This window comes from Herbaspirillum aquaticum (assembly GCF_002213425.1).
Lineage (GTDB): Bacteria > Pseudomonadota > Gammaproteobacteria > Burkholderiales > Burkholderiaceae_D > Herbaspirillum > Herbaspirillum aquaticum.
The window spans coordinates 60,397-85,696 of the sequence record NZ_NJGV01000014.1; the positions used below are offsets into that span (position 1 = coordinate 60,397).

20 protein-coding genes are annotated in these 25,300 nt (G+C 63.3%); 10 read left to right on the forward strand and 10 right to left on the reverse strand.

Annotation, left to right across the window (positions count from 1 at the left end):
• The first annotated feature begins 119 nt into the window (after nucleotides 1–119).
• Nucleotides 120–815, forward strand: coding sequence for a UPF0149 family protein (locus CEJ45_RS15360; RefSeq protein ID WP_088755951.1), 696 nt, complete (start codon nucleotides 120–122; stop codon nucleotides 813–815).
• A 96-nt stretch (nucleotides 816–911) separates the two neighbouring features.
• Here CEJ45_RS15360 and orn read toward each other — a convergent pair whose 3' ends face one another.
• Nucleotides 912–1,481, reverse strand: coding sequence for an oligoribonuclease (gene orn / locus CEJ45_RS15365; protein ID WP_008326970.1), 570 nt, complete (start codon nucleotides 1,479–1,481; stop codon nucleotides 912–914).
• 174 nt (nucleotides 1,482–1,655) lie between these two features.
• Between orn and CEJ45_RS15370 the strand changes: the two genes are divergently transcribed.
• The 3 genes from CEJ45_RS15370 (at nucleotide 1,656) to rsgA (ending at nucleotide 4,331) form a co-directional block, all read left to right on the forward strand.
• Nucleotides 1,656–2,966 (forward strand): M48 family metallopeptidase, encoded by a 1,311-nt coding sequence (locus tag CEJ45_RS15370; protein ID WP_088755952.1) that lies wholly within the window; start codon nucleotides 1,656–1,658, stop codon nucleotides 2,964–2,966.
• A gap of 61 nt (nucleotides 2,967–3,027) precedes the next feature.
• Nucleotides 3,028–3,384, forward strand: coding sequence for a 4a-hydroxytetrahydrobiopterin dehydratase (locus tag CEJ45_RS15375; RefSeq protein ID WP_088755953.1), 357 nt, complete (start codon nucleotides 3,028–3,030; stop codon nucleotides 3,382–3,384).
• Nucleotides 3,384–4,331: a ribosome small subunit-dependent GTPase A gene (gene rsgA, locus CEJ45_RS15380; protein ID WP_088755954.1), complete on the forward strand. Its 948-nt coding sequence runs from the start codon at nucleotides 3,384–3,386 to the stop codon at nucleotides 4,329–4,331. Before CEJ45_RS15375 ends, rsgA begins: the two co-directional genes overlap by 1 nt.
• A 16-nt stretch (nucleotides 4,332–4,347) precedes the next feature.
• Here the strand turns inward: rsgA and CEJ45_RS15385 are convergent, their stop codons facing one another.
• Nucleotides 4,348–6,564 carry a TonB-dependent receptor gene (locus CEJ45_RS15385; protein ID WP_420913300.1) on the reverse strand — a complete coding sequence of 739 codons (2,217 nt, stop codon included), beginning with the start codon at nucleotides 6,562–6,564 and terminating at the stop codon, nucleotides 4,348–4,350.
• A 340-nt stretch (nucleotides 6,565–6,904) separates the two neighbouring features.
• On the opposite strand from CEJ45_RS15385, the gene argF reads away from it, so the two are divergent.
• The 3 genes from argF to ppnP all read left to right on the forward strand — a co-directional run bounded on the left by argF (nucleotide 6,905) and on the right by ppnP (nucleotide 9,573).
• The gene (argF, locus tag CEJ45_RS15390) at nucleotides 6,905–7,819 is read left to right on the forward strand and encodes an ornithine carbamoyltransferase (RefSeq protein ID WP_088755956.1); all 915 of its coding nucleotides are present in this window, start codon (nucleotides 6,905–6,907) and stop codon (nucleotides 7,817–7,819) included.
• A 62-nt stretch (nucleotides 7,820–7,881) separates the two neighbouring features.
• Nucleotides 7,882–9,216 (forward strand): argininosuccinate synthase, encoded by a 1,335-nt coding sequence (gene argG / locus CEJ45_RS15395; protein WP_008326964.1) that lies wholly within the window; start codon nucleotides 7,882–7,884, stop codon nucleotides 9,214–9,216.
• Between the two features lie 42 nt (nucleotides 9,217–9,258).
• Nucleotides 9,259–9,573, forward strand: coding sequence for a pyrimidine/purine nucleoside phosphorylase (ppnP, locus tag CEJ45_RS15400; protein WP_088755957.1), 315 nt, complete (start codon nucleotides 9,259–9,261; stop codon nucleotides 9,571–9,573).
• Nucleotides 9,574–9,651: 78 nt separating this feature from the next.
• Here the strand turns inward: ppnP and murB are convergent, their stop codons facing one another.
• Entirely contained in the window at nucleotides 9,652–10,683 is a 1,032-nt protein-coding gene (gene murB, locus CEJ45_RS15405; RefSeq protein ID WP_088755958.1) for a UDP-N-acetylmuramate dehydrogenase, read from the reverse strand.
• A gap of 135 nt (nucleotides 10,684–10,818) precedes the next feature.
• On the opposite strand from murB, the gene CEJ45_RS15410 reads away from it, so the two are divergent.
• A complete protein-coding gene (locus CEJ45_RS15410) occupies nucleotides 10,819–11,304 on the forward strand; it encodes a YajQ family cyclic di-GMP-binding protein (RefSeq protein ID WP_034333613.1) in 486 nt (161 codons plus the stop codon).
• A gap of 75 nt (nucleotides 11,305–11,379) precedes the next feature.
• Here the strand turns inward: CEJ45_RS15410 and aroG are convergent, their stop codons facing one another.
• A complete protein-coding gene (gene aroG, locus CEJ45_RS15415) occupies nucleotides 11,380–12,453 on the reverse strand; it encodes a 3-deoxy-7-phosphoheptulonate synthase AroG (protein WP_088755959.1) in 1,074 nt (357 codons plus the stop codon).
• A 196-nt stretch (nucleotides 12,454–12,649) separates the two neighbouring features.
• Here aroG and CEJ45_RS24590 point away from each other — a divergent pair, with 196 nt between their 5' ends.
• Nucleotides 12,650–12,889, forward strand: a complete 240-nt coding sequence (locus tag CEJ45_RS24590) for a hypothetical protein (RefSeq protein WP_141107009.1) — start codon at nucleotides 12,650–12,652, stop codon at nucleotides 12,887–12,889.
• Between the two features lie 116 nt (nucleotides 12,890–13,005).
• On the opposite strand, the gene tldD is transcribed toward CEJ45_RS24590, so the two are convergent.
• The 3 genes from tldD to CEJ45_RS15430 all read right to left on the reverse strand — a co-directional run bounded on the left by tldD (nucleotide 13,006) and on the right by CEJ45_RS15430 (nucleotide 19,680).
• Nucleotides 13,006–14,466, reverse strand: a complete 1,461-nt coding sequence (tldD, locus tag CEJ45_RS15420) for a metalloprotease TldD (protein WP_088755960.1) — start codon at nucleotides 14,464–14,466, stop codon at nucleotides 13,006–13,008.
• Between the two features lie 25 nt (nucleotides 14,467–14,491).
• Nucleotides 14,492–15,298: a carbon-nitrogen hydrolase family protein gene (locus tag CEJ45_RS15425; protein WP_088755961.1), complete on the reverse strand. Its 807-nt coding sequence runs from the start codon at nucleotides 15,296–15,298 to the stop codon at nucleotides 14,492–14,494.
• A gap of 89 nt (nucleotides 15,299–15,387) precedes the next feature.
• Nucleotides 15,388–19,680 carry a YhdP family protein gene (locus CEJ45_RS15430; protein ID WP_088755962.1) on the reverse strand — a complete coding sequence of 1,431 codons (4,293 nt, stop codon included), beginning with the start codon at nucleotides 19,678–19,680 and terminating at the stop codon, nucleotides 15,388–15,390.
• 299 nt (nucleotides 19,681–19,979) lie between these two features.
• Between CEJ45_RS15430 and glnE the strand changes: the two genes are divergently transcribed.
• Nucleotides 19,980–22,694, forward strand: coding sequence for a bifunctional [glutamate--ammonia ligase]-adenylyl-L-tyrosine phosphorylase/[glutamate--ammonia-ligase] adenylyltransferase (glnE, locus tag CEJ45_RS15435; protein ID WP_088755963.1), 2,715 nt, complete (start codon nucleotides 19,980–19,982; stop codon nucleotides 22,692–22,694).
• Between the two features lie 134 nt (nucleotides 22,695–22,828).
• On the opposite strand, the gene CEJ45_RS15440 is transcribed toward glnE, so the two are convergent.
• The 3 genes from CEJ45_RS15440 to CEJ45_RS15450 all read right to left on the reverse strand — a co-directional run bounded on the left by CEJ45_RS15440 (nucleotide 22,829) and on the right by CEJ45_RS15450 (nucleotide 25,295).
• Nucleotides 22,829–23,335, reverse strand: a complete 507-nt coding sequence (locus CEJ45_RS15440) for a hypothetical protein (protein ID WP_088755964.1) — start codon at nucleotides 23,333–23,335, stop codon at nucleotides 22,829–22,831.
• 226 nt (nucleotides 23,336–23,561) lie between these two features.
• On the reverse strand, nucleotides 23,562–24,575 hold the full coding sequence (gap, locus tag CEJ45_RS15445) for a type I glyceraldehyde-3-phosphate dehydrogenase (RefSeq protein WP_034329725.1): 1,014 nt from the start codon (nucleotides 24,573–24,575) through the stop codon (nucleotides 23,562–23,564).
• Between the two features lie 192 nt (nucleotides 24,576–24,767).
• Nucleotides 24,768–25,295 carry a GNAT family N-acetyltransferase gene (locus tag CEJ45_RS15450; protein ID WP_175343114.1) on the reverse strand — a complete coding sequence of 176 codons (528 nt, stop codon included), beginning with the start codon at nucleotides 25,293–25,295 and terminating at the stop codon, nucleotides 24,768–24,770.
• Nucleotides 25,296–25,300: the final 5 nt, after the last annotated feature.

Consider the following 25,300-nt stretch of genomic DNA (forward strand, 5'->3'; position numbering starts at 1 on the left):
CACCAGCCTGCCCGCCCCATCAGATTGCACGATCCGGGCCAGCAACCGGGCCGCAACACTCGCGCCCCCGGCCCAATGCCTTTACACTCCTGCCTTTAGCATCAGTCATTGGAACCATCATGCATCTCGACCAGCCCCTTTCCGACGCCGAATTCGACGAACTCGACGATTTTCTCCTCTCCGATCGCTGCGCCGATGACGTGATGACCATGGACACCCTGCACGGCTACCTGACGGCCCTGGCCATCGGTCCGCAGGAAGTGCTGATGGCCGAATGGCTGCCGGGCGTCTGGGGCAGCCGTCCGGAAGACACCCCCAAGTTCAAGAATGGCAAGGAAGCCGAGCGCATCACCAGCCTGATCGCGCGCAGCATGAACGAAATCGCCATCACCTTCGAGGTCGCTCCCAAGGAATATGAACCGCTCTTCTGCGAGCGCGAGCACGAAGGCAAGCCGCTGCTCGATGCCGAAGCCTGGGCCTGGGGCTTCTGGGAAGGCATTCAATTGCGCGCGGCGCAGTGGGACGAAATCTTCCACTCCAACCTGGCCCCGCTGATGCGCCCCATCTACCTGCTCGGCTCGGAAGAGCTGGAAGAGGAAGAAACCAAGCTCATCGACGACCCGATCAAGACCCACAAGCTGGCCATCGAGATCGAATCGGCCATTCCGCACATCTACCGCTACTGGGCGCCCAAACGCAAGTCGGCGGTCGAGCAGGTCCAGCGCGATGCGCCCAAGACCGGCCGCAACGATCCCTGCCCCTGCGGCAGTGGCAAGAAATACAAGAAGTGCTGCGGGGCGGACTCGGAAGAATGATTCACCAGGCCCCATGAAAAAGGCGCGCCAGATGTGGGCGCGCCTTTTTGCTTCATACAGGACGGTTTTTGCTGCCAACCGCCCACTCCGCGGGGATCACTCCTTGATGAAGTGCTCGCGGTAGTACTTCAGTTCTTCGATCGATTCCAGGATGTCGGCCAGGGCGGTGTGCATCTGGCGCTTCTTGAAACCGGTGGCGATTTCGGGCTTCCAGCGCTTGCACAGTTCCTTCAGGGTCGACACATCGAGATTGCGATAGTGGAAGAATTCTTCCAGCTTGGGCATGCCGCGCACCATGAAACGGCGGTCCTGGCAGATGGAATTGCCGCACATGGGCGACTTGCCGGCCGGGACGTATTGCTTCAGGAAGGCGATGATCTGCTGTTCGGCGTCGGCTTCGGTGACGGTGGAGGCCTTGACGCGGTCGATCAGGCCGGAGCGGCCGTGGGTGCCCTTGTTCCAGGCGTCCATGCCGTCCAGCAGCTCGTCGGACTGGTGGATGGCCAGCACCGGGCCTTCGCCCAGCACGTTCAGTTCGGCATCGGTAACCACCACGGCCACTTCGATGATGCGATCCTTGTCCGGATCCAGACCGGTCATTTCCATATCGACCCAGACCAGGTTCATTTCATTGGGCCGGACAGGCGCGGCGGGGGCTTGTGACATAATTCTTCCTTATTGACGGGATGGGGCCTGGCCCCATCTACTGCAGGGTTCATTGCTGGGTTCGCTCGCCCGGATCGCACCGGACGGCACGGCCAACAGGCCTGCCACCGCTGCCGGCTGGGGCAGGGAGCGGGCCTGTGCCTCGAACTTCCGCCATTTTCGCACAGGGAAAGCATGTCTTCACTTTCGTTTTCAGTTTTGTTCGTCGTATTCCTGGCCATCAGCCTGGGCGTGCGTTTCTGGCTGGCTTCGCGCCAACTCCGCCATGTGATCGCCCACCGCGCGGCGGTGCCGCCCGAGTTCGCGGAAAAGATCCCGCTGTCGGCCCACCAGAAAGCGGCCGACTACACCGTTGCGCGCACCAAGTTCGGCCTGGTGACGCTCATCGTCAACGCTGCGGTGCTGATCGGCTTCACCCTGCTGGGCGGGCTGCAGTGGCTCTCCAGCCTGCTGCTGGGCTGGACGGGCGAGCCGGGCATGGTGTACCAGATCGCGCTGGTGGCGGGCTTCGGGCTCATTTCGGGCGCGGTCGACCTGCCCTTCGACTACTACCGCCAGTTCAGGCTGGAAGCCGGCTTCGGTTTCAACAAGATGACGCGTGGCCTGTTCTTCAGCGACATGATCAAGCAAACCCTGCTGGGTGCCGTGATCGGCCTGCCGCTGCTGTGGGTGGTGCTGGTGCTGATGGAAAAGGCCGGCGCACTCTGGTGGTTCTATACCTGGATCGTGCTGTGCGCCTTCCAGCTGCTGATGCTGGTGATCTATCCCAGCTTCATCGCGCCGCTGTTCAACAAATTCACCGCGCTGGAAGACGACAGCCTGCGCAGCCGCATCGAAGGATTGATGCAGCGCGTCGGTTTCGCCTCCAAGGGCCTGTTCGTGATGGATGGATCCAAGCGCAGCGCGCATGGCAACGCCTACTTCTCGGGCTTCGGCTCGGGCAAGCGCATCGTCTTCTTCGACACCCTGCTGGCGCGCCTGGCCCCGCATGAGATCGAAGCCGTGCTGGCCCACGAGCTGGGCCACTTCAAGCTCAAGCACATCGTCAAGCGCGTGGTCGTCATGTTCGGCTTGTCACTGGCCTTCCTGGCCTTGCTGGGCTACCTGAAGGGCCAGGCCTGGTTCTATACCGGCCTGGGCGTGGAGCCGCTGCTGCTGGGCAGCAACGATGCGATGGCATTGATCCTGTTCATGCTGGTGCTGCCGATCTTCACTTTCCTGTTCTCGCCGCTGTCCTCGCTCTCCTCGCGCAAGCACGAGTTCGAGGCCGATGCCTTCGCCGCCCAGCATACCGATGCGCAGGACCTGGTCTCGGCACTGGTCAAGCTGTACGAGGACAACGCCTCCACCCTCACCCCCGATCCGCTGCACTCGGCCTTCTACGATTCGCACCCGCCGGCGTCGCTGCGCATCCAGCACCTGCACGCTGCCATCGCCGCCCATCGTGCAACGCCCGGCACGGCCGCCGCAGCGGGCAGCCACTGAATTTTTTGATCATCTAAAAGGCGGGCTGCATGAATGAAACAGCCCGCCGCAGGAGAACCCCATGAGCATCACCGCAAGCACCCTCGCCGCCTCCCGCAGCGTCCAGCCCATCGCCGCGCTGGATGACGCTGCCATCGCCGCCCACCTGGCCGCCCTGCCCGACTGGAAGATCGACGGCGGCAAGCTGGCGCGCAGCTTCGCCTTCGGCAACTATTACGAGACCCTGGCCTTCGTCAACGCGATAGCCTGGATCATCCATGCCGAAGACCATCACCCGGAACTGACCGTCACCTACAACCGCTGCAGCGTGAAGTTCGACACCCACAGCGTCAACGAAGGCCGTGGCGGATTGTCTGCCAATGACTTCATTTGCGCGGCCAAGGTCGACGCCATTTTCGCCCAGCGCGCCCCGGCCTGATGGGAGTCCGCAAGCAAGGCGCACGCAGCGCCAGGGCAGGATCGGCCGCCAACCAGGCCGCGCTGGAACAGGGGCTGGTCATTGCCGCCCACGGCCGTCACTACCTGGTGCAGGCCGGTGAACAAAAACTCAATTGCGTCACCCGTGGCAAGAAGAGCGACGTGGCCGTGGGCGACCACATCCGCCTGGCCCGTACCTCGGCGGACCAGGGCGTGGTGGAGAGCATCGACGAGCGCCGCACCCTGCTCTATCGCTCCGACCAGTACAAGTCCAAGCTGCTGGCGGCCAATGTGGATCAACTCTTCATCGTGGTGGCCACTGAACCGAGCTTTTCGGATGACCTGGTCTCGCGTTCGCTGGTGGCAGCCGAGTCGGCCGGCGTCTCGGCGCACCTGATCCTGAACAAGACCGACATCACCGAAGCCCTGCCCAAGACCCGCGAGCGCCTGCAGGTGTATGCGCGCCTGGGTTATCCGGTGCACGAGGTCTCGGCCAAGGCCCAGCCGGATGAAACGCGCGCGGCCTTCATGCCGCTGTTGGCCGGCAAGAGCACCATCCTGATCGGGCAGTCGGGGATGGGCAAGTCTTCCATCATCAACCTGATCGTGCCGGACGCCGACATCGCCACCCGCGAGATTTCGGCCGCGCTCGATACCGGCAAGCACACCACCACCTTCACCCGGCTGTACCAGATGGAGCAGGAGGCCAGCATCATCGATTCGCCGGGCTTCCAGGAGTTCGGCCTGTACCAGCTCTCCGAAGGCATGCTGGAACGCGCCTTCCGCGACTTCACGCCCTACCTGGGCAAGTGCCGCTTCTACAACTGCCATCACCTCAACGAGCCGGGCTGCGCGGTGCTGGAGGCAGTACAGGCCGGCGCGATTGCGGGGATGCGGCACCAGCTGTATGCGCAGCTGGTGCATGAGTCTTCGCAGACCTTGTACTGATCCCGCTCGCGCCCAGTCAGAACTTGTAGGCCGCCGTGAGCACCAGCGCACGCGGCGCGCCCGGCACGATCTGCGAGACACCGGTGGCGCTGGCATGGTAACGGCGGTTGGCCAGGTTGGTGGCCGCCAGCGTGTATTCGGCGCGCGCCAGGCGATAGCCCAGCAAGGCGTCCCAGCGGGCATAGGCGGGCAGTTCGAGCAGGTTCTCGCGATCGGCAAAGCGTGCGCCTTCATAGACCACGCCGGTCTCGCCAAACCAGCCTAGCGGTGGCGCATAAGAAATGAACAAGCTGCCGTTGCGCGCCGAAACTCCCGACGGGCGCTTGCCCGCCAGTTGCGCCTCGGCCTGGACAACGCGGGAATTCTGCTGGGTCCAGCCACCGCGCAAAAACCAATCGCGCGCCAATTCCCCTGCAACGCTGAACTCAATACCACGATTGCGCTCCAGCCCGGTCTGGGTGAATTGCTCAGGCTGCACCGGATCGCGCACGAGGCGGTTGTAGAGTTCCAGTTCGAACCAGGCCAGGGTGGTACTGATGCGGCGCTGGAACCAGTCGCTCTTGACCCCGGCTTCCAGCTGGCGGCTGAACTGCGGTCTCAGGTCGTTGACGTTGCCCTTTGCCCCTGGCGTGATGCCGATCACGTCGCCGCCGACCGGCGCGTAATTCTTGCTCCATGACGCATAGACGTGATGATCCGGCAGCGCCTCCCACACTGCGCCGATGCGCGGGCTCAGGGCATGGGTGGAGCGCTCGGTGCGCAGCTTCTGCAGCTGGTTGCGGGAATCCACCTCGAAGTGGTCCCAGCGCAAGCCCACCAGCCCTTTTATACGTGCACCCATGTCGATCTGGTCTTGCGCATAGAAACCGGCCGTCTTGACCTTGTGGTAGTTCATCTGCCAGGGCTCGGGCCGGGAGCCCTCATTGTCGTGCTGGTCAGGCTCAGTCAGGGACACCGGGCGCGCCGAGCCCATCCACAGGCGCGGCTCGCGCTTCTGCCAGCCGTACTCGGCGCCCGCCAACAACTGGTGCCGCATTGCGCCCGTAGCGAGATTGCCCAGCACTTCCAGGTTGGCTTGCACGTTGCGCTGCTGCAGGTTCTGCTGGAAGCGGCTGCGCTGCACCCTGCGCAGATCGCGCCCAGCGCTCACGAAAGGCTGGCTGACGAAGGTATTGTCGAAGTCGCTGTTGAGGTCGAACACGCTGACCATCTGGCGCAGGCTCCAATCGGGCGCAATGGCGCGCGTGAGCGTGGAGCGCAGGCTGAGGCTGGTGTCGCGGATGAAATCGCGCCCCGCCGCGCCGAAGAAGGTGCGATCCGACGCCTGCGGCAGGGCATAGCCGCTGGCCGTCCCGTTATGGGAGAGTGCCGTTACCCGCGCAGGCAGGCCGCGGTCGGGGATGCGGTCGAATTCATCGTAATCGGCTTGCAGCAACCAGCTGTCGCGGCCGGACTCCCACTTCAGCGCGGGGGCAACATGTTGACGCGTGCCGCGTACCTCTTCACGGAAGTGGGGTTCATGTTCACGCCCGGCATTGATGCGCAGGGCCCATTGCTCGCCCAGCGGCCGGTTCCAATCCAACGCCGCGCCCTGTTGGCCCCGGCTACCCCAGGTGGCCGAGGCCTGGCCGTAGGCCTCGCGCGTGGGCTGCTTGCTGATGCGGTTGATCACGCCACCGCCACTACCGCGTCCATAGAGCACGGCGGCTGGCCCTTTGAGGATCTCGATGCGCTCGATGTTGCCCAGGCTGCGCACGTATTGTGCATCGTCGCGCATACCGTCGAGCAGCGTATCGCCCGCATTGGAAAAACCGCGCAGCCGGAATGCATCGAAGCGCGTATCCGAGACATTGGAAATGCCCGGCACACCGACCAGCGCCGCCGCCAGCCCGCGCCCGCCGTAGGCTTTGACCTGCGCGGCATCGACCGCCTGTACCGTCTGCGGCACATCACGTACATCGGTGGCGGTACGGGTGGCGCTGCTCAACGGGCCAGGACGGGGATCGTGCAGGTTGCGATGACTACGGACTTCGACGGCAGGCAGGCCTGCGGAAGCGCCCTCCTCGCGCTCGGCGGTCGTCCCGGCAGCGGCAGCGCACACAGGAAACGCGAACAAGGCCGCCACCAGCGCCGCCGGCAAGCTGCGCATCTTCGACGGGCAGCCAGGCGATGGGGAAGAGGAGCGGTGCAACACCCGCAACGGGTGCGGACGAGAAGAAGAGGCATGCGACATGACAGCTGTTCCTTTCAGGCAAGGGAAAGCTGCGGATTCTAGCCACATGAATGACAATAATTCTCATTTACGGTATTACATTGGGCTATCTCTCGCACTTAATGAGCATTCCTCGAAAAAGCTGGATATGCATTTCGAAAAGTTTCTTCATGCGTATCGAAGGAATTCGAAGCGCACGCACGGTGGCGTGCGCAAGACTTCATCTATCACTCCAATTCGCCAAACCGGAGGGGTTTCCCCGGAGCAAGTACCACGGGTATCTTTTTAAGCCGAATCCCTTATAATCTAAGGAGTTAACGACTATCGGCGGCAGGCGCCACACTGGCCGCCGTTTTTATTTATGGCAATCAAACACTACCTTCAGTTTTCCGACTTTACGCTTGATGAATACGAGTACGTGATCGAACGTTCCCGTGTGATCAAACGTAAGTTCAAGAATTACGAGCCCCATCACACGCTGGCCGATCGTACCCTGGTGATGGTGTTCGAAAAGAACTCGACCCGCACCCGCCTCTCCTTCGAGGCCGGCATGCACCAGATGGGCGGCGCGGCGATCTACCTCAACACCCGCGACAGCCAGCTTGGCCGTGGCGAACCGGTGGAAGATGCGGCACAAGTGATGTCGCGCATGTGCGACGTCATCATGATCCGTACCTATGGCCAGGAAATCATCGAGCGCTTTGCCAAGCATTCGCGCGTGCCCGTCATCAACGGCCTGACCAACGAGCAGCATCCCTGCCAGGTGCTGGCCGACGTGTTCACCTACATCGAGCATCGCGGCAGCATCCAAGGCAAGATCGTGGCCTGGGTGGGTGATGCCAACAACATGCTCTATTCGTGGCTGCAGGCAGCCGAGGTGTTTGGCTTCCATGTCAACGTCTCCACCCCCAAGGGCTACGACATCGATCCGGCCCAGGTCTCGCCGGGCAACAAGAACTACACCTTCTTCGCCGATCCGGCCGATGCCTGCCAGGACGCCGACCTGGTCACCACCGACGTGTGGACCAGCATGGGCTTCGAGGCCGAAAACAATGCCCGCCTGAAGGCCTTCGATGGCTGGATCGTGGACCAGGCCAAGATGTCGCGCGCCAAGAAGGATGCGGTCTTCATGCACTGCCTGCCCGCGCACCGTGGCGAGGAAGTGGCCGCCGAAGTGATCGACGGCCCGCAATCGGTGGTCTGGGACGAGGCGGAAAACCGCCTGCACGTGCAGAAGGCCCTGCTCGAATACCTGGTGCACGGCCGCTTCGATTAAGCCGCCTGCCACCCTACTGCAAGAATCACGCTCAACACTTCAATCATCGCAACGTCAAGATCATGTCCAACATCCTGCAATCCGTCCCGGTCAATCAAAAAGTCGGCATCGCCTTCTCCGGCGGCCTCGATACCAGCGCCGCACTGACCTGGATGCGCCAGAAGGGCGCCATCCCCTACGCCTACACCGCCAACCTGGGCCAGCCGGATGAGCCGGACTATGACGCCATCCCCAAGAAGGCCATGCAATACGGTGCCGAACTGGCGCGCCTGATCGACTGCCGCGAACAGCTGGCCAATGAAGGTATCGCCGCCCTGCAAAGCGGCGCCTTCCACATCTCCACCGCCGGCATCACCTACTTCAACACCACCCCGCTGGGCCGTGCCGTGACCGGCACCATGCTGGTGTCGGCGATGCGTGAAGACAACGTCGACATCTGGGGCGACGGCAGCACCTACAAGGGCAACGACATCGAGCGCTTCTATCGCTACGGCCTGCTGGTGAACCCCAACCTGAAGATCTACAAGCCCTGGCTGGACAGCACCTTCATCGACGAACTGGGCGGCCGCAAGGAGATGTCCGAGTTCATGATCAAGTCCGGCTTCGACTACAAGATGTCGGTGGAAAAGGCCTACTCGACCGACTCCAACATGCTGGGCGCGACCCACGAAGCCAAGGACCTGGAATTCCTCAACAGCGGCATCAAGATCGTGCAGCCCATCATGGGCGTGGCGTTCTGGCGCGATGACGTGGAAGTCAAGGCAGAGACGGTCACCGTGCGCTTCGAAGAAGGCCGTCCGGTGGCGTTGAACGGCAAGACCTTCGCCAGCATGACCGAGCTGATCCTGGAAGCCAACCGCATCGGTGGCCGCCATGGCCTGGGCATGAGCGACCAGATCGAGAACCGCATCATCGAAGCCAAGAGCCGCGGCATCTACGAAGCCCCGGGCCTGGCCCTGCTGTTCATCGCCTACGAGCGCCTGGTCACCGGCATCCACAACGAAGACACCATCGAACAGTACCGCGACAACGGCCGCAAGCTGGGCCGCCTGCTGTATCAAGGCCGCTGGTTCGATTCGCAAGCCATCATGCTGCGCGAAACCGCCCAGCGCTGGGTGGCGCGCGCCATCACCGGCGAAGTGACGGTGGAACTGCGTCGCGGCAATGACTACTCGATCCTCAACACCGAGTCGCCCAACCTGACCTACCACCCGGAACGCCTGACCATGGAAAAGGGCGAAGGCAGCTTCTCGGCCATCGACCGCATCGGCCAGCTGACCATGCGCAACCTGGACATCGCCGACACCCGCCAGAAGCTGTCGATCTACCAGAACACCGGTCTGCTCGATTCCAGCACTGCCGTGTCGCTGCCGCTGCTGGGCAAGGACGAAAAGTAATTCCCGCTGGATTCACCTTTACCGTTTAATGGAAGCGATTCGATGAGTACTCAATTCGACAACGTCACCGTCCTGAAAAAGGGCAACGTCTACTTCGACGGCAAGTGTGTCTCGCACACCGTGCTGCTGGCCGATGGCAGCAAGAAGACCCTGGGCGTGATCCTGCCCTCGACGCTGAACTTCAGCACCGGCGCACCGGAAATCATGGAAATCAACGGCGGCAGCTGCCGCGTGCGTCTGAAGGGCGAGGAAGCCTGGATCACCTACGCTGCAGGCACTACCTTCAGCGTGCCGGGCAACTCCAGCTTCGATATCGAAGTCACCGAGACCCTGGATTACGTCTGCCACTTCGGCTGATACATCCCGAGCCTGAATGAAAAAGCCGTCCGGTAGCGATACCGGACGGCTTTTTTTCGTCTTCACACAGGAGTGCGCTCAGATGAAGACCGGTTCCGGCTCCAGCTGGACGCCGAACTTTTCCTTCACATCATCCTGGATCGCCTTGGCCAGCCTGGCCACTTCCGCCCCCGTGGCACCGCCCCGGTTGACCAGCACCAGGGCCTGTTGTTCATACACGCCTGCACGCCCCATGGTCTTGCCCTTCCAGCCGCAGCGGTCGATCAGCCAGCCGGCGGCCAGCTTGTAGTGAGCATCATCGACGCGATAGCTGACCAGGTTGCTGTATTGCGCCAGCAAGGTATCGCGCAGGCGGGCCGGTACGATGGGGTTCTTGAAGAAGCTGCCGGCGTTGCCGATCCGGGCGGGGTCCGGCAGCTTGCGCGTACGGATGGCGATGACGGCCTCGGCAATGTCACGTGGACCGGGCTCGGTGATGCCGCGCTCCTGCAGGGCCTGGGCCACGTCGGCATAGTTGGCGTTGGCTTCCCAGCGCTTCGGGAGGGCGAAGGTCACCTCCAGGACCACGGCACGGTCGCGCAGCGCATGCTTGAAGATGCTGTCGCGGTAGCCGAAGCGGCAGGCCTCGCGGTCCAGCGTCAGCAATTCGCCGCTGATCAGGTCGAAGGCTTGCAGGCTGTGGAAGCGGTCCTTGATCTCGATGCCATAGGCGCCGATGTTCTGGATGGGTGCAGCACCGACGCTGCCGGGGATGAGTGAAAGATTCTCCAGCCCACCCAGGCCCTGCTGCAGGGTCCACTGGACAAAGGAATGCCAGTTCTCCCCGGCAGCAGCGCGCACGTAGATGAAGTTGTCGTCTTCGCCGGAGAGGGTTATGCCCCGGTTCTGCATATGCAGCACCAGCCCGCTGAAGTCTTGCGTCAAGAGCAGGTTGCTGCCGCCACCCAGGACCAGGCGCGGCAAGGCCATGAGGCCAGCATCCTCGCACAGGGTCCGTAGCTGCTGGAGGTCGTCGACAGGCAGGTAAGCATGGGCACTGGCCTCGATGCCGAAGGTATTGAGGGCGCGCAGCGAAACGTCGTGCCGGACGGGAAGTGAAGAAGTGCTCATAGGGGTGGGATTATATCGTCCGCGCGCGGCAAAACCGCTGTCAGAGGCCAGGCGATGGCGGCGGGCGCGCCACTCCGTTAAAATCACGGCTCAGACGCCGGCCTTCGCCGGCTGCAAGAACATAAGGAACAAGCCATGCCCTCATTCGATACCGTCTGCGAAGCCAACCTGGTGGAAGTCAAGAACGCCGTGGACCAGGCCAACAAGGAAATCTCCACCCGTTTCGACTTCAAGGGCACTGACGCCCGCGTCGAGCAAAAGGAGCGCGAGCTGACCGCCTTTGCCGACTCCGACTTCCAGCTGAGCCAGGTGCGCGATGTGCTGACCAACAAGATGACCAAGCGCAACGTCGATGTGCGCTTCCTGGACGAAGGCAAGATCGAGAAGATCGGCGGCGACAAGGTCAAGCAGGTCATCAAGGTGAAGAACGGCATCGAAAGCGACGACGCCAAGAAGATCGTGCGTGTCATCAAGGACAGCAAGATGAAGGTGCAAGCCAGCATCCAGGGCGACGCCGTGCGCATCACCGGCGCCAAGCGCGACGACCTGCAGGCGGCCATGGCGCTGCTGCGCAAGGAGATCAAGGAGATTCCGCTGGAGTTCAACAACTTCCGCGACTGATCCCCTGCATCGCATTCCACAAAAAACGCCGGCTATTGCCGGCGTTTTTCATGGTCGTACGTGAGCTGCTGAACTTCAGGCGGCGTCGCGTTCGTCGCCCACCAAACGGCGCTGCTTGACCGAATCCGCCAGGCCCTGCAGCACCTGCAGGCTTTCTTCCCAGTTGATGCAGCCATCGGTGATGGATTGGCCGTAGGTCAGTTCCTTGCCCGGCACCAGGTCCTGGCGGCCGGCGACCAGGTGCGATTCCACCATCACGCCGACGATGCGGGTGTCGCCCGCTGCCACTTGGCGTCCGATGTCGGCGCAGACCGGGATCTGGTTTTCCGGCTTCTTGGAGCTGTTCGCATGCGACGCATCGATCATCAGGCGCGCCGCCAGGCCGCTCTTGGCGATGTCCTGGCAGGCGGCTTCCACGCTGGCCGCATCATAGTTGGGCTGCTTGCCGCCGCGCAGGATGATGTGGCAATCCTCGTTGCCTGCGGTGGAGACGATGGCCGAGTGGCCGCCCTTGGTCACCGACAGGAAATGGTGCGGCTGCGACGCGGCCTTGATGGCATCCACGGCAATCTTGACGTTGCCATCGGTACCGTTCTTGAAGCCCACCGGGCAGGACAGGCCCGACGCCAGCTCGCGGTGCACCTGCGACTCGGTGGTACGGGCACCGATGGCACCCCAGCTGATCAGGTCGGCGATGTATTGCGGGCTGATCACGTCCAGGAACTCGGTACCAGCCGGCAGGCCCAGGTCGTTGATGTTCAAGAGCAGCTCACGGGCCGCGCGCAGGCCGTCGTTGATGCGGAAGCTGTTGTCCATGTACGGGTCGTTGATCAGCCCCTTCCAGCCCACCGTGGTACGCGGCTTCTCGAAGTAGACGCGCATGACGATTTCCAGCTCGTTCTTGTGGCGCTCGCGCTCCACCACCAGGCGGCGCGCGTATTCCATGGCGGCCTTGGTGTCGTGGATGGAGCAGGGGCCGATGACGACCATCAGGCGGTCGTCCTGGCCGTGCAGGATGCGATGCAGCGCAGTGCGGGCTTCAGCGGTAGTGCGCTCGACCTTTTCGGTGCAGGCGAATTCGCGGATGAGATGCGAGGGGGGGACCAGTTCTTTCATTTCTCGGATGCGAAGATCGTCAGTGCGCGGCATTTTTTTCTCCTGGTGTACTGCAAAGATTCAGCTGGAATATTGACCAAAAAAAAACCGCCATCACTGGCGGTTTTTTAGGAAATCGGTTTTGTCTTTTTACGAACGCTTACCGCTTTTCACCGCCGTGGGGCTGGAATAGCTAAAGTAAAAATAAAAGTAAGCGCGGGCGAAAGACATGTCTGGCGTCATGGGTTAAGTGAAGCAGGCATTCATAGTGCTACAAATCACGGGCTTTGGCAAGCAACAAGACGAAATCGGCATGCTGCGCTGCAAATGCAAATTTTATTCATTTAGATGGTTTTTAATGAATATTTATTTCTTAGTATGCCGATTAATAACGCTCAAACACAATAAAAAATCTGCCCTCGTGCAAGCCTTGCCCGACCTGCTGCGCCCTGCCACCTGTGGCATTCCTGCAAAAAAAGTGAATATTTGATCTGGCCACGCCGTTTCACACTGCCTACGCAAGTCATATTCGCGGCGTATAAATGAAAAAAACCGCTGGTGAGTGACACCGGCGGTTTTCACAAGGAACGATGCAGCGATGAACGATCAGGCAGTACCGCCCACCGTCACGCCATCCAGGCGCAAGGTCGGCTGCCCCACTCCGACGGGGACGCTCTGGCCTTCCTTGCCACACACGCCGACACCCGAATCCAGGCGCATGTCATTGCCGATCATGGAGACGCGGTTGAGCACATCCGGACCATTGCCGATCAAGGTTGCGCCCTTGACCGGATAGGTGATCTTGCCATCCTCGATCATATAGGCCTCGCTGGCCGAGAAGACGAACTTGCCGTTGGTGATATCGACCTGGCCGCCGCCGAAGTTGACGGCATACAGGCCATTCTTGACCGAGGCCAGGATCTCGCCCGGGTCCTTGTCGCCGCCCAGCATGTAGGTATTGGTCATGCGCGGCATGGGCAGGTGCGCAAAGGATTCGCGGCGGGCATTGCCGGTGACGTCCATCTTCATCAGGCGGGCATTCATGGTGTCCTGGATGTAGCCCTTCAGGATGCCGTCTTCGATCAGCGTGGTGCACTGGGTCGGATTGCCTTCATCATCGATGTTGAGCGAACCGCGGCGATCGGCAATGGTGCCGTCATCGACCACCGTCACGCCCTTGGCAGCGACGCGCTCGCCGATGCGGCCGGAGAAGGTGGATGAGCCCTTGCGGTTGAAATCGCCTTCCAGGCCGTGACCGATGGCTTCGTGCAGCAGGATGCCGGGCCAGCCGGGGCCGAGCACCACGGTCATCGGGCCTGCCGGAGCCGGGCGCGAATCCAGGTTGACCAGTGCGGTGGCCACCGCTTCGGAAGCATACTTCTCCAGCAGGGTGTCGGAGAAATAGCCATAGTCATAACGTCCGCCACCACCGCTGCTGCCCATCTCGCGACGGCCGTTCTGCTCGGCGATGACAGTGACCGACACCCGCACCAGCGGACGGATATCAGCGGCCAGCACACCATCGGCGCGCGCCACCAGCACCACGTCGTATTCCCCGGAGAGGCTGGCCATGACCTGCTTGACGCGCGGGTCCTTGGCACGGGCGATGCGTTCGATGCGCTCCAGCAGTTGCACCTTGGCCGTGGCGTCCAGCGAAGTCAGCGGATCATGCGGCAGGTACAGCGCACGGCCACCGGCCGGGGTCATGGCGCCGGCCACCTTGATCTTGCCGCTGCCCTGGCGGGCAATGGTGCGGGTGGCTGCGGCGGCATCCAGCAGGGCCGATTCGGAAATCTCGTCGGAATAGGAGAAGGCGGTCTTGTCGCCCGACACGGCGCGCACGCCCACCCCCTGGTCGATGGAGAAGCTGCCGGTCTTGACGATGCCCTCTTCCAGGCTCCAGCCCTCGCTCTTGGTGAACTGGAAGTAAAGGTCGGCGTAATCCACCTTGTGCGTGAACATGCTACCCAAGGCCTTGAGCAGCTTGGATTCGTCCAGGCCGAAGGGAGTCAGCAGCACGTCGCGCGCCACTTGCAGGGCGCCCATGTTGGGTTCAAATAATTTCATAGCGTCTTGTCGGAAGGCAAAAAGGTCAAAGCTTGCGATGGCGCAGCGCCGGCAAACTTTCTCGAACGTATTGTAGACGATGGGGATCAATGTCGCCGATCACAAGCCCTTCCCCCTCGGGGAGAACCGAGACGATCTCGCCCCAGGGATCGACCAGCATGCTGTGGCCCCAGGTGCGGCGGCCATTGACGTGCTCGCCGCCCTGCGCCGACGCCAGCACGTAGCACTGGTTCTCGACGGCGCGGGCGCGCAGCAGCAGCTCCCAGTGCGCGCGGCCGGTGGTATAGGTGAAGGCGGCAGGCATGACGATCAGGGCGCACTCGCCCATGGCACGGTACAGCTCTGGGAAGCGCAGGTCGTAGCACACCGACAAGCCGACCCGGCCGAAGGGCGCCTCGAAGCTGCGTACCTCGCTGCCGTATTCGATGGTGCGGGCTTCGTCGTAGTTTTCTTCACCCCGCACGAAATTGAACAAGTGGATCTTGTCGTAACGCGCCACCCGCTGGCCATCCGGTCCATAGACCAGTGAAGTATTGAGCACCTTGCCGGAAACCGCCGATTGCAGCGGCAGCGTGCCGCCCACCAGCCACAGCCGGTGCTCGCGCGCCAGTGCACCCATGTGTTCCTGGATCGGGCCGCTGCCATCGGCTTCGGCATGGGACAGCTTGTCACGTTCGTGGCGGCCCATGATGGGCCAGTACTCGGGCAGCAGTACCAATTGCGCGCCCTGCCCTGCCGCTTGTGCGACCAGGCGCGCGGCGGCGTCGAAGTTCTGCTGCAGTTCGGGGGTGGAGACCATCTGGATCGCCGCCACCTTGAAGGAATCGCTCATGTCTGCCTCTTTGCCTGCGTGGGGGAGTTGAAAACAATGCCGCCAGTATGGCCCATCCGCGCCAGCCGCGTCGGGCCAGCGCCGGATCTTCAGGCGCCGGAATTGATGACCGGCCCCGGCTCCGGCGTGCGGCGCCGCTGTACCGGTGCTGCGGTCGGCGCAGGGGCCAGCTCATCGCCCTGCTTGCCGTTGCCCTGGCCATCCCCGCCCTTCTTCATCAGCTCCCGCGCGCGCTCGCCATCGACCGGCGAGACTTGCCCCTGCTTGACCACGACGGGGTCGCTCCAGGGACCGGTCACCTTGTATTCGAAACTGAGCGACCTCATCACCGGATTGCGCAGGAACAGCTGCGCCAGCAAGGTACCAACGCCCACCACCGGATTGACCGCCATGGCCACCACCGAGGCCGTGCCAAGGTTGATCTCGGGGATGACCACTACCTGCAGGTCCTGGGTTTCGCGGGCGATGTCGGCCGAGCCGCTCATCAAGACGGAAGCCGTCACACCCGTCATCTTGAGGTTGTCCGTACTGGCGATGCCCTTGGCGATGCTGGCCGTCCCGGCCACGGTATCGAAGGCGAAGCCCTCGGAGAACACGTCACGGAAGTCCAGCGTCAGCCGGCGTGGCAAGGCCTGCAGGTTGAGCACGCCCAAGAGCTTGGCCGCGCCCGGATCCACCTTCAGGAACTGGCCCGAATGCACATCCATGTGGACCTGTCCGGCCAGGGTCGCCATGTCCATTGCATAGGGCGGCGCCTTCCAGCTGAGGTCGCCGTCGAGCTTGCCGCGTCCGCCACGGATGGTGCCAGGATAACCGAAGCGCTCCAGCAGCTTGCCCGCATCCTCGATGTCGAGTGCGTAAGTGAAATTGGAGGTGTGATTGCTGCCGAAGGTGAGCCAGTTGCCCGCTGCCCGGAATTGCGCATCCGGATTGGCCAGCAGCAGCCGGCTGATGCGCCACTCGCGGCCAACCGAGGTGAGGATGTTGCTGGCATCGAGCTCCAGCCGGCCCAGCTTCTTGCCGGCCAGCTCGAACTGCTCGGCGCGGATGTCCAGGGCAGGCATCTGCACGTTGTCGTCGGTCTTGGCTGTGCCGGCGGGCTGGGCGCTGTCGGCCGCCGGACCGGACTTGGGAATGACCAGCGAAGACAGGCGCGCCGTGACCTTGCCGGCACCACGTGCGCTGCCGGGTTCGTCCCAGGTCACCGTGCCGGCGGCTTGCTGGGACTCCAGGTTGATCTGCCAGGCATTGCGGCGATGCGCGGCTTCCAGGATCAGCTTGGTGAGCTTCTTGCCCATCAGGTTCAGTTCGCCGACACGGGCCGAGACGCTGTCCGGCTCAAGGTATTGACTCACATCGGCACTACCCAGGCGTTGGCCGGCTGCGGCGCCGCCGGCCTCCTTGCCGGCCAGGTCATTCTTCAGGGCCAGCCACGCATCGGCATCCAGGCTATCGGTGGCCAAGGCCAGCTTGAGGCCAGACGCGGGGGTTGGTGCAGGCTGGTTCCAACCGATGCCGCCACTGGTGACACGCCACTCGTTACCCGTGCCGGCCACGCGCTCGCGCACATAGCGCGAAGCCACGTTCGGTCCCAACGCCACGCGCATTTCTTCACGTTCGATCAGCGGGTCCGAAGAGCCCAGCGGCAGCAGGTCGAATCGCATCGACAGGGTGTCCTGGACGCCTTTGCGCAGGGGCACCGGCAGGTCCACGCCAAGACCGGCCAGGTTGGACTCCACCGTCACCTCGGGCTGGCGCTGGCGCACTGCCACCGTGGCGGTGTAGCGGGTGCCGCCCGAGAAGCGCGCCAGCAGGCGCTGCAGCGAAGCGTCGGGATATTGCTTGCGCAGGTTGTCGATGTTGACGGCGCCTTCCAGTCGCACCTGGCTGCTGCCATCCTTCTGGGTGCCGCCGCTGATGGCCAGGCTGTCGCCCAGGAACTGGCCGCGCACGCCATTGAGCGTGAAGCCATGTTCGTTGAATTCGACCTTGCCGCTGGTCCGATAGATGGGCGGCAGTTCCGGCATCAGGTCCACATCATTGTTGGCAAAAAGGAAGGCTCCCTGGGCGCGGGTGTCGATGGCATGGTGCAGCGGCATCTGGAATTTCAGCTCCAGGCGGCCCTCGCCGGTGGCCGTACTGTGCTCCATGAAATTGCCGGTCCAGCGCGCCACCGGGCTCTGGTTCACGTATTGCAGGAAGACCGGCATGGTGCCATTGGCGACGCCATCGATTTCCAGCACGGCATCATGTGAATCGACATCGGCCACGCGCGCACTCACCGGCCCCAGGCGTGCGCCCAGCGTGCGGGCGCTGTCGGCCTTGATTTCCAGGCGCGTGCGGTCGAAGCTGATGCGCCCGCGCCCCTCTTCCAGCAGCGGCCATTCCGGCTCCTTGCCGTCACGGCCCACATGGCCAGGGGTGTAATTCAGTTTCAGGCCTTCAAAGTCGCCTGAGAGCTGGAACACGCCCTTGGGCTGTTCACCCGGCTTCGCGGTATGGAAGGGGAAATCGGCCAGCGCCCCCTTGAGCTTGAACTGCACATCCTTCAGGTGACCGGCCAGCAAACCCTCGGTGAGCCAGCGGTGCAGCGGCTCGCTCATGCGCTGCGGCAGGTAGCGGCGGATCGCCTGCACATCAAAACTGGTCAGCTCGCCGTGCAGGTCGACGCTGCCGGAGGAGCGGCCCTGCAGCGGCATCAGGTGCTGGCCGCTGAGGCTGCCCACCACGCCAGGCTGGGCAAACTGCATCTGGTCCAGATCCACCTGCAGGGTCTGGTCCTTCAGGTATTGCCAGCGCGCCTGGAGCTTGAGGCTGTCAAAAGGCAGGCTGGGCTCGCGGAAAAGATCGGCCGGCAGCTCGACCACCATCTGCCGGGCATCGACCTTGACCGATCCGCCCTTCTCGCTGGCATCGATCTCACCGGAAAGGTTGCTGAAACCGGGGAAGGCCGCCCATTGCGCGCGCGCCTGCTGGGTGCCGTTCTTGCGCGGCTCGACATGGGCCGGCAAGCCCTTCAGGCCCAGCCCCTGGAACTTGCCGCTGACGCGATAGGAACTCAGTTCAGGATAGGTGCCCTGCCATTGCACGGTGAAATCGTGCAATTCGCCGCGCGGTGCCAGGTCGTCCAGCAGCTTGCGCTGGGACGGTGCCAGCGGCAGGCGCGTGGCCAGTTGCGACAGGGTCTGCAGGTTCAGGTAAGTGGCCTTGACGCTGGTGCGCTCGGCCTTGAGCGGACTGGCCGGTTCATAGCTCTCGGCAATCGAGGTCGGTGGCAGGACGAAACCGTCCGGGGTTTCGATGGAAAAATCGGTCAGCGTCACCTGGTGGCCATTGGCGCCGAAGGTCGGCACGCCGTCCTCGGGATTGTTGCCCAGGGTTTCACTGGCGGAAATGCGGCCATTGACGCGCTTCAGGGACAACGGTTCCAGCTGGCGCGACAGGCGCGCATTGAAGTCGGTCAAGCCCAGGTCGGCGGTGAAGTTGGCGATCTTGGCGTGGTCCAGCGTGAGCCAGGCCCGCACCGAACCACGGCCGCTGTTGATGGCAATGGGATAGTCCAGCCAGGCGCGCCAGACCGACAGGTCGGTATTGCGCAGGTCGGCATAGAGCAGGCCCTTCCAGCGGGCGATGTCGGAACTGCGCGCAAAGGCCGGGTGGCTGAAGTCGGCCCGCACATCCAGGGGCGCCGCCATGTCCTGCGGCGGGATGGCGCGCAGCGAGAGGCGATGGCGCAGCCAGCGGTTGTGCAGCACCAGGTTGACGTCTTCCAGCACCAGTTCGGGCGCGCGGCGCAATTCGTCATCCCAGCGCAGCTTGCTGTGACGAATCACGATTTCGCGCTGCGACAGCAGCCAGTCCAGGCTGCTGCCGTCGCCCCCCGCCGGCACCGGGATGCCGGCCACGTAGAGCTTGCCGGCAGGATCGCGCCGGATGGCCAGGTCGGCGCCCTCGATGCTGAGGTTTTCCAGCCGCAGGGAGGCCACCAGGACGCTGCTCCACGAGAGTGTGGTCGACACGCGCGGCAGGCTCAGGGCGGCTTCGCCCTCCTGGTCGTGGACGGTGAGGTTGGTCAGCGAGAGTTGCGGACGCAGGCCGCTCCAGGAGGCCTCGATGGATTCGATGCTGACCGCGCGGCCGATCTGGTGCGACACCAGGGCTTCGATGCGCGGCTTGTAGTGGCCGATCTCGGGCAGCACCGCATAGCGCAACACCAGGAACACGGCACAAAAGACAAAGTAAGCCGCCAGCAGCAGCTTGAGGGTGAAACCCAGGACGTGGTGGGTGGCCCGGTTCAGGCGCCGATAGCTGCCCCGTGCAAATCGCCAGCACAGCGCCCAGCGGCCGGGCTTGGGTGTGGCGTTATGTTGTTCTTGGGACATCAGGTTGCAAGGCGGCTCGGCAAAAATGGGAATCGGGCAGGCAGCATGATCGCATGGAAAACAAGCCCATGCCATCTTGGCAAAGGGGCTATGAGGGCCAAAAACGGCGATAAGTTTAAAAAGGGAGGCTAGAATCGCCTGATTCGCCGTTTTGGACGCCCTTCGTCAGCGCGGAGTCAGTCCGGCTTCAGCCAACATTCAGCTTTGCCTGCTTTGTCGGCGACGGTCGGGCGGGACTTGAGCCGGGAAGCGCGGGTTTTCTTCCTTTTACACCTTGTTGTGGAGCTTTGCGGTCACTTATGCCTGTTCATCATCCTTCCCTGGTCGACGCCTCCGCTTCGCGCTATTACACCCGCTGGACCCAGGCCGATCCCGCCCGCCCGGCCCTGGTCGCCGCCGCTGCTGCGGCCCCCATGGACCGCAGCGCCATGCAGCATCACCTGGCGCAGGACCTGCAAGCCGGCCTGAGCCTGCCGGCGGCCATGCGCAGGCTGCGCAATCTCATCATCTGCAGTCTCATCACCCGCGACCTCGACGGCCGCGCCGACCTGGCCGAGGTGGTGGCCACCATGACCGGCTTTGCCGATTTCGCCGTGCAAACCCATCTGGCCGCCCTGATGCAGGAACAGACCGCGCTCTACGGCACACCCTTGGGTGAAGAATCGGGCCGGGCACAGGAAATGATCGTGCTGGGGATGGGCAAGCTGGGCGGGGGCGAACTGAATGTTTCTTCCGACATCGATCTCATCTTCGTCTATCCGGAAGATGGCGACACCCGGGCCGAGGCCGGCCAGAAATCGCTGTCGAACCATGAATTCTTCGTGCGCCTGGGCAAGAAGCTCATCGGCGCGCTGGCCGAGATCACCGAGGATGGCTTCACCTTCCGCGTCGACATGGCGCTGCGTCCCAATGGCAACTCCGGTCCGCTGGTGGCCAGCTTCAACATGGTCGAGGAATACCTGGTGCGCCAGGGCCGCGAATGGGAGCGCTACGCCTGGACCAAGGCGCGGGCACTGACCGGCACCGAGGAAGACATCGCTGCACTGGAGGCAATCAGCCGGCCCTTCATCTTCCGCCGCTACCTGGACTTCGGCTCCATCGACGCGCTGCGCTCCATGCACGGCCAGATCCGCGCCGAGGTCAAGCGCCAGGAAGCCCTGCACCCCGACCGCAGCAACAACGTCAAGCTGGGGCGGGGCGGCATCCGCGAGATCGAATTCACCAGCCAGGTGTTCCAGCTGATCCGCGGCGGACGCGATCCCGAGCTGCGCGACCGCTCCACCCGCACTACCCTGCGCACCCTGGCGGCCAAGGAACTGCTGGCGCCTGACGTGGTGGAGCAACTCCTGGACGCCTATACCTTCCTGCGCGACCTGGAACACCGCCTGCAATACCTGGAAGATGCGCAGACCCACACCCTGCCCGTCAATCCCGACGACTTGCTGCTGGTGGCCAACATGATGGGCTACGCCGACAGTACGGTGCTGCTGCAGGCGCTGGAACGCCAGCGCGCCATCGTGGCAGCGCAGTTCGATGCCATCTTCGCCGACAAGCAATCCGAAGGCGACAACGAAGGTCCCGCCTGCGCCGTGAGCGAGAACGACAACCTGGAAGGCCTCACCGATGCCCTGCGCCTGGTCGGCTTCCCCGAGGAAGACATCGAGGATGGAGCACGCCGCCTGCACCTGACCTGGCAGTCGCCGCGCATGCAAAGCCTGCCCGAGGCCAGCCGCAACCGGCTCAATACCGTCATCAACAACGGCCTGCCGCTGTTGGCCGCGCTGCATTACGACCAGTTGCCGGCGCTCGGGCGGCTGCTCGATTTCCTGGAAGCGATCGCCCGGCGCGCGGCCTACCTGGCCCTGCTCACCGAGTATCCCTATGCGCTGCAGCGCCTGGTGCGCATGATCGGTGCCAGCGGCTGGGCCGCCACCTACCTGACGCGCCATCCGCTGCTGCTCGATGAACTGCTGGACGACCGCAACCTCAAGCTTGCCTCCGACTGGAACGCCTTTGCCGACACCTGCCGCCGCCAGCTGGCCACGGCCGAGGGCGATACCGAGCGCCAGCTCGACATCCTGCGCGAATTGCACCACGCCGAGCTGTTCCGCCTGCTGGCCCAGGACCTGGAGGGCGACCTGTCGGTGGAAAAACTGGCCGACGAACTCTCGGCCCTGGCTGACGTGCTGGTCCAGGTCACCATCGAGGCAGTCTGGCAGACCATTGCCCAGCGCCACCGCGAGGTGCCGCGCTTTGCCGTGATCGCCTACGGCAAGCTGGGCGGCAAGGAACTGGGCTATGCCTCGGACCTGGATGTAGTCTTCCTCTACGATGACGACGACCAGGACGCCCCGGGACTCTACGCCAAGCTGGCCCAGCGCTTCATCACCTGGATGACCAGCCACACCCCGGCCGGCACGCTCTTCGACATCGACATCGCGCTGCGTCCGGATGGCGCCAGCGGGCTGCTGGTGTCACCGGTGTCGTCCTTCGAGAAATACCAGTTGAATGCCGCCTGGATCTGGGAACACCAGGCCCTGACGCGGGCCCGCTTCTGCGCCGGGGATGCGGCCATCGGCGAGCGCTTCGAGGCGCTGCGCGAACGGGTGCTGCGCCAGCCGCGCGATGTGAACAAGCTGGAAGAGGAAGTCATGTCCATGCGCCGCCGCATGCGCGACGCCCATCCCAACCGCAGCATGATGTTCGACCTGAAGCACGACGAAGGCGGCATGATCGACATCGAGTTCATGGTGCAGTACCTGGTGCTGCGCCATGCCTGCGACCATCCGCAGCTCACCGGCGACATCGGCAACATCGCCCTGCTCAAGCTGGCCGGCCAGCTCGGGCTGATTGACGCGCTGCTGGCGGTCGAAGCGGCCAATGCCTACCGCCTCTTCCGCAAGCTGCAGCACCAGATCCGCCTGCAGGGCTCGGACCGCGCCCACATCGATGCGATCCGGGTGGAACATGAACGGGCTTGCGTGATCCGGCTGTGGCAGCAGGTCTTCGGCTGACCTACCTGCCGGAGCATGAATGAAAAAGAAAAAGCGGGATGGACCTCATTCGGTCCATCCCGCTTTCATTTGCCTGCTTGCGTAAGTGCTTGCGTACTGAAAGCGAGCGCAATGCTTGTGCCTTGGGTCCCGGCTCAATACTTGGGCGGCGTCTTCTCTTCGCGGCTGGCACGGCGATCGCTACTGCTGTCGCGCGAGGACGAAGAGCTCTCGCGGTCGCGCGAACGGCCGCTGTCGCGGTTGGCGTCACGCTCGCGGGCGCGGCTGCGGTCGCTGTCCTTGGCATCCTTGTCCTTGCCATCCTTGCCCTTGGCGTCGTCCTTGGCAGGTTCGGCCGCAGGTGCGGGCGGGGTCACGGTCTGGATACCCTTGGCGGCCATGTATTCGTGCATGTCCTTCCAGCCGGTGAAGATGCCGGCCTTCAGGGCGTCGGGATTGCGCTGGTAGCAGTCTTCCAGGCTCTGGCCGGCCTGGCGGCAGCCGGCGCCCAGGGCAATGCCTTCGGCCTTGGCTTCTTCCGGGGTCTGCTTGGGCTTGGAAAAGCTGCTGATGTAGTCGCACGCGGACAGCGAGAAGCTGACGGCGGAAATCAGGGCCAGGTTGGCCAACAGGCGGCGGGCCTGGGAGGAGCTTGCTGACATGCGTTCCCTCATTGGGTCGGTTGCTCTTGTTGTGGACAGGCAATGCGCAAATGGACAAAAGGCCATTGCAAGCGGTGCTTGCAACAGCCTTTGAGTCCTTTTGCAGGCTGATACGTCTATTTTCACCTTGGCAAGCAAGCTTGCATACGAGGAAAAGAAGCCGAAACAGCCCTGAAATTGACGCTCCCGGCCAGGGAACCCCGGCCGGTGCGGCAGAACACGCGTCTTACTTGGCGTTGGCCAGGGCGACGGTGGTGTCGAGCATGCGGTTGGAGAAACCCCACTCGTTGTCGTACCAGGACGACACCTTCACCAGGCGGCCGGAGACCTTGGTCAGGGTGGCGTCGAAGTTGGACGATGCCGGGTTGTGGTTGAAGTCCACCGAAACCAGCGGGTCGGTGTTGTAGGTCAGGATGCCCTTCAGGGGACCGTTTTCGGAAGCGGCCTTGAGGATGGCGTTGACTTCATCCACGGTGGTGTCGCGCGAAGCCACGAAGGACAGGTCGACGATGGACACGTTGATCGTCGGCACGCGGATGGCGTAGCCGTCCAGCTTGCCGTTCAGTTCCGGCAGCACCAGGCCGACGGCGGCGGCAGCACCGGTCTTGGTCGGGATCATGGACTGGGTGGCCGAACGGGCGCGGCGCAGGTCTTCGTGGTAGACGTCGGTCAGCACCTGGTCGTTGGTGTAGGCGTGGACGGTGGTCATCAGGCCGTTTTCCAGACCGATCTTGTCATGCAGCGGCTGCACCAGCGGGGCCAGGCAGTTGGTGGTGCACGATGCGTTGGAGATGACGGTGTCGGAAGCCTTGAGCACGCCGTGGTTGACACCGAAGACGACGGTCGCATCCACATCCTTGCCGCCGGGAGCGGAGATGATCACCTTCTTGGCACCACCCTTGATGTGGGCGCTGGCCTTTTCCTTGGTGGTGAAGAAGCCGGTGCATTCCAGCACCACGTCCACACCCAGCTCGCCCCAGGGCAGCTCGGCGGGGTTGCGCTGGGCCAGCACCTTGATGCGGTCACCGTTGACGACGATGGAGTCGCCATCCACGGTCACGGTGCCCGGGAACTTGCCGTGGGCGGTGTCGTACTGGGTCAGGTGGGCATTGGTCTTCGGATCGCCCAGGTCGTTGATGGCGACGATCTCGATGTCGTGCTTCTTGCCGCCTTCGTAGTGAGCGCGCAGGATATTGCGGCCGATGCGGCCATAACCGTTGATTGCTACGCGAATTGCCATGCTCTTCTCCTCAAGTAGTAAAAATCAATGCAAACCGGTAGTCGGGAAAGCGACCAGGCCAACAGCTTGCCCCTCTTCGGAGCCGCCGATCAGACATGGATCCTTCTTTTCCGGCCTTTTTGTTCAGTTGTTCTTGCCGTCCCTCTTTGCCCTGCTGGTCCCGCCGATCAATCTGGTGCCGCCCTCACCCGCTCAGGAGTGAAGCTTGCGCCAGACGAAACCGATCTCGTCGAGTTCACTGCCATCGTCCCAGGTGAACGTTTGTTCATAAAGCCTTTCGGCCCCGAGCGACTCGAAAAATTCCCCGGCGCCTTCGTTCTTGCTCAGCACCCAGGCCATGAGGCCGGTCGCACCGGCACTGATGAGGGTGGCCGCCACATTGGCCAGCAGCCGCTTGCCCAGTCCCTTGCGCTGCTCATCGGGCAGCACGCAGATGGCGGTCAGCTCGGCATCGCAGCCGAAACGCGATTCGGCCAGGGTCATGCCCGAAGCGAAGCCGATGATCTCGCCGCCGCTTTCGGCCACGAAGGTGCAGGCCGCGTCCGAAGACGCTTCCAGCACCTGCTCCCACAGCTTGACGCTTTCCTCGGGCTTGAGGTGATCCAGGTAGCTGTCGGGCACCAGGCCGCGATAGGCAGCCCGCCAGGCATCGATGCGCACTCCGGCGATGGAGGCCGCATCGCCCTTCCTGGCGCGGCGGAACAGGACTTCTTCAGTCATGGACA

Bases quoted from the DNA above. Each gene is read 5' to 3' on its own strand.
- tldD (WP_088755960.1), bottom strand. From the start codon at position 14,466: ATGAAATTATTTGAACCCAACATGGGCGCCCTGCAAGTGGCGCGCGAC.
- CEJ45_RS15425 (WP_088755961.1), bottom strand. From the start codon at position 15,298: ATGAGCGATTCCTTCAAGGTGGCGGCGATCCAGATGGTCTCCACCCCC.
- rsgA (WP_088755954.1), top strand. From the start codon at position 3,384: ATGGGAGTCCGCAAGCAAGGCGCACGCAGCGCCAGGGCAGGATCGGCC.
- aroG (WP_088755959.1), bottom strand. From the start codon at position 12,453: ATGCCGCGCACTGACGATCTTCGCATCCGAGAAATGAAAGAACTGGTC.
- orn (WP_008326970.1), bottom strand. From the start codon at position 1,481: ATGTCACAAGCCCCCGCCGCGCCTGTCCGGCCCAATGAAATGAACCTG.
- CEJ45_RS15370 (WP_088755952.1), top strand. From the start codon at position 1,656: ATGTCTTCACTTTCGTTTTCAGTTTTGTTCGTCGTATTCCTGGCCATC.
- argG (WP_008326964.1), top strand. From the start codon at position 7,882: ATGTCCAACATCCTGCAATCCGTCCCGGTCAATCAAAAAGTCGGCATC.
- CEJ45_RS15385 (WP_420913300.1), bottom strand. From the start codon at position 6,564: ATGTCGCATGCCTCTTCTTCTCGTCCGCACCCGTTGCGGGTGTTGCAC.
- CEJ45_RS15450 (WP_175343114.1), bottom strand. From the start codon at position 25,295: ATGACTGAAGAAGTCCTGTTCCGCCGCGCCAGGAAGGGCGATGCGGCC.
- CEJ45_RS15410 (WP_034333613.1), top strand. From the start codon at position 10,819: ATGCCCTCATTCGATACCGTCTGCGAAGCCAACCTGGTGGAAGTCAAG.
- gap (WP_034329725.1), bottom strand. From the start codon at position 24,575: ATGGCAATTCGCGTAGCAATCAACGGTTATGGCCGCATCGGCCGCAAT.
- CEJ45_RS15430 (WP_088755962.1), bottom strand. From the start codon at position 19,680: ATGTCCCAAGAACAACATAACGCCACACCCAAGCCCGGCCGCTGGGCG.
- argF (WP_088755956.1), top strand. From the start codon at position 6,905: ATGGCAATCAAACACTACCTTCAGTTTTCCGACTTTACGCTTGATGAA.
- CEJ45_RS15440 (WP_088755964.1), bottom strand. From the start codon at position 23,335: ATGTCAGCAAGCTCCTCCCAGGCCCGCCGCCTGTTGGCCAACCTGGCC.
- glnE (WP_088755963.1), top strand. From the start codon at position 19,980: ATGCCTGTTCATCATCCTTCCCTGGTCGACGCCTCCGCTTCGCGCTAT.
- CEJ45_RS15375 (WP_088755953.1), top strand. From the start codon at position 3,028: ATGAGCATCACCGCAAGCACCCTCGCCGCCTCCCGCAGCGTCCAGCCC.
- CEJ45_RS15360 (WP_088755951.1), top strand. From the start codon at position 120: ATGCATCTCGACCAGCCCCTTTCCGACGCCGAATTCGACGAACTCGAC.
- ppnP (WP_088755957.1), top strand. From the start codon at position 9,259: ATGAGTACTCAATTCGACAACGTCACCGTCCTGAAAAAGGGCAACGTC.
- murB (WP_088755958.1), bottom strand. From the start codon at position 10,683: ATGAGCACTTCTTCACTTCCCGTCCGGCACGACGTTTCGCTGCGCGCC.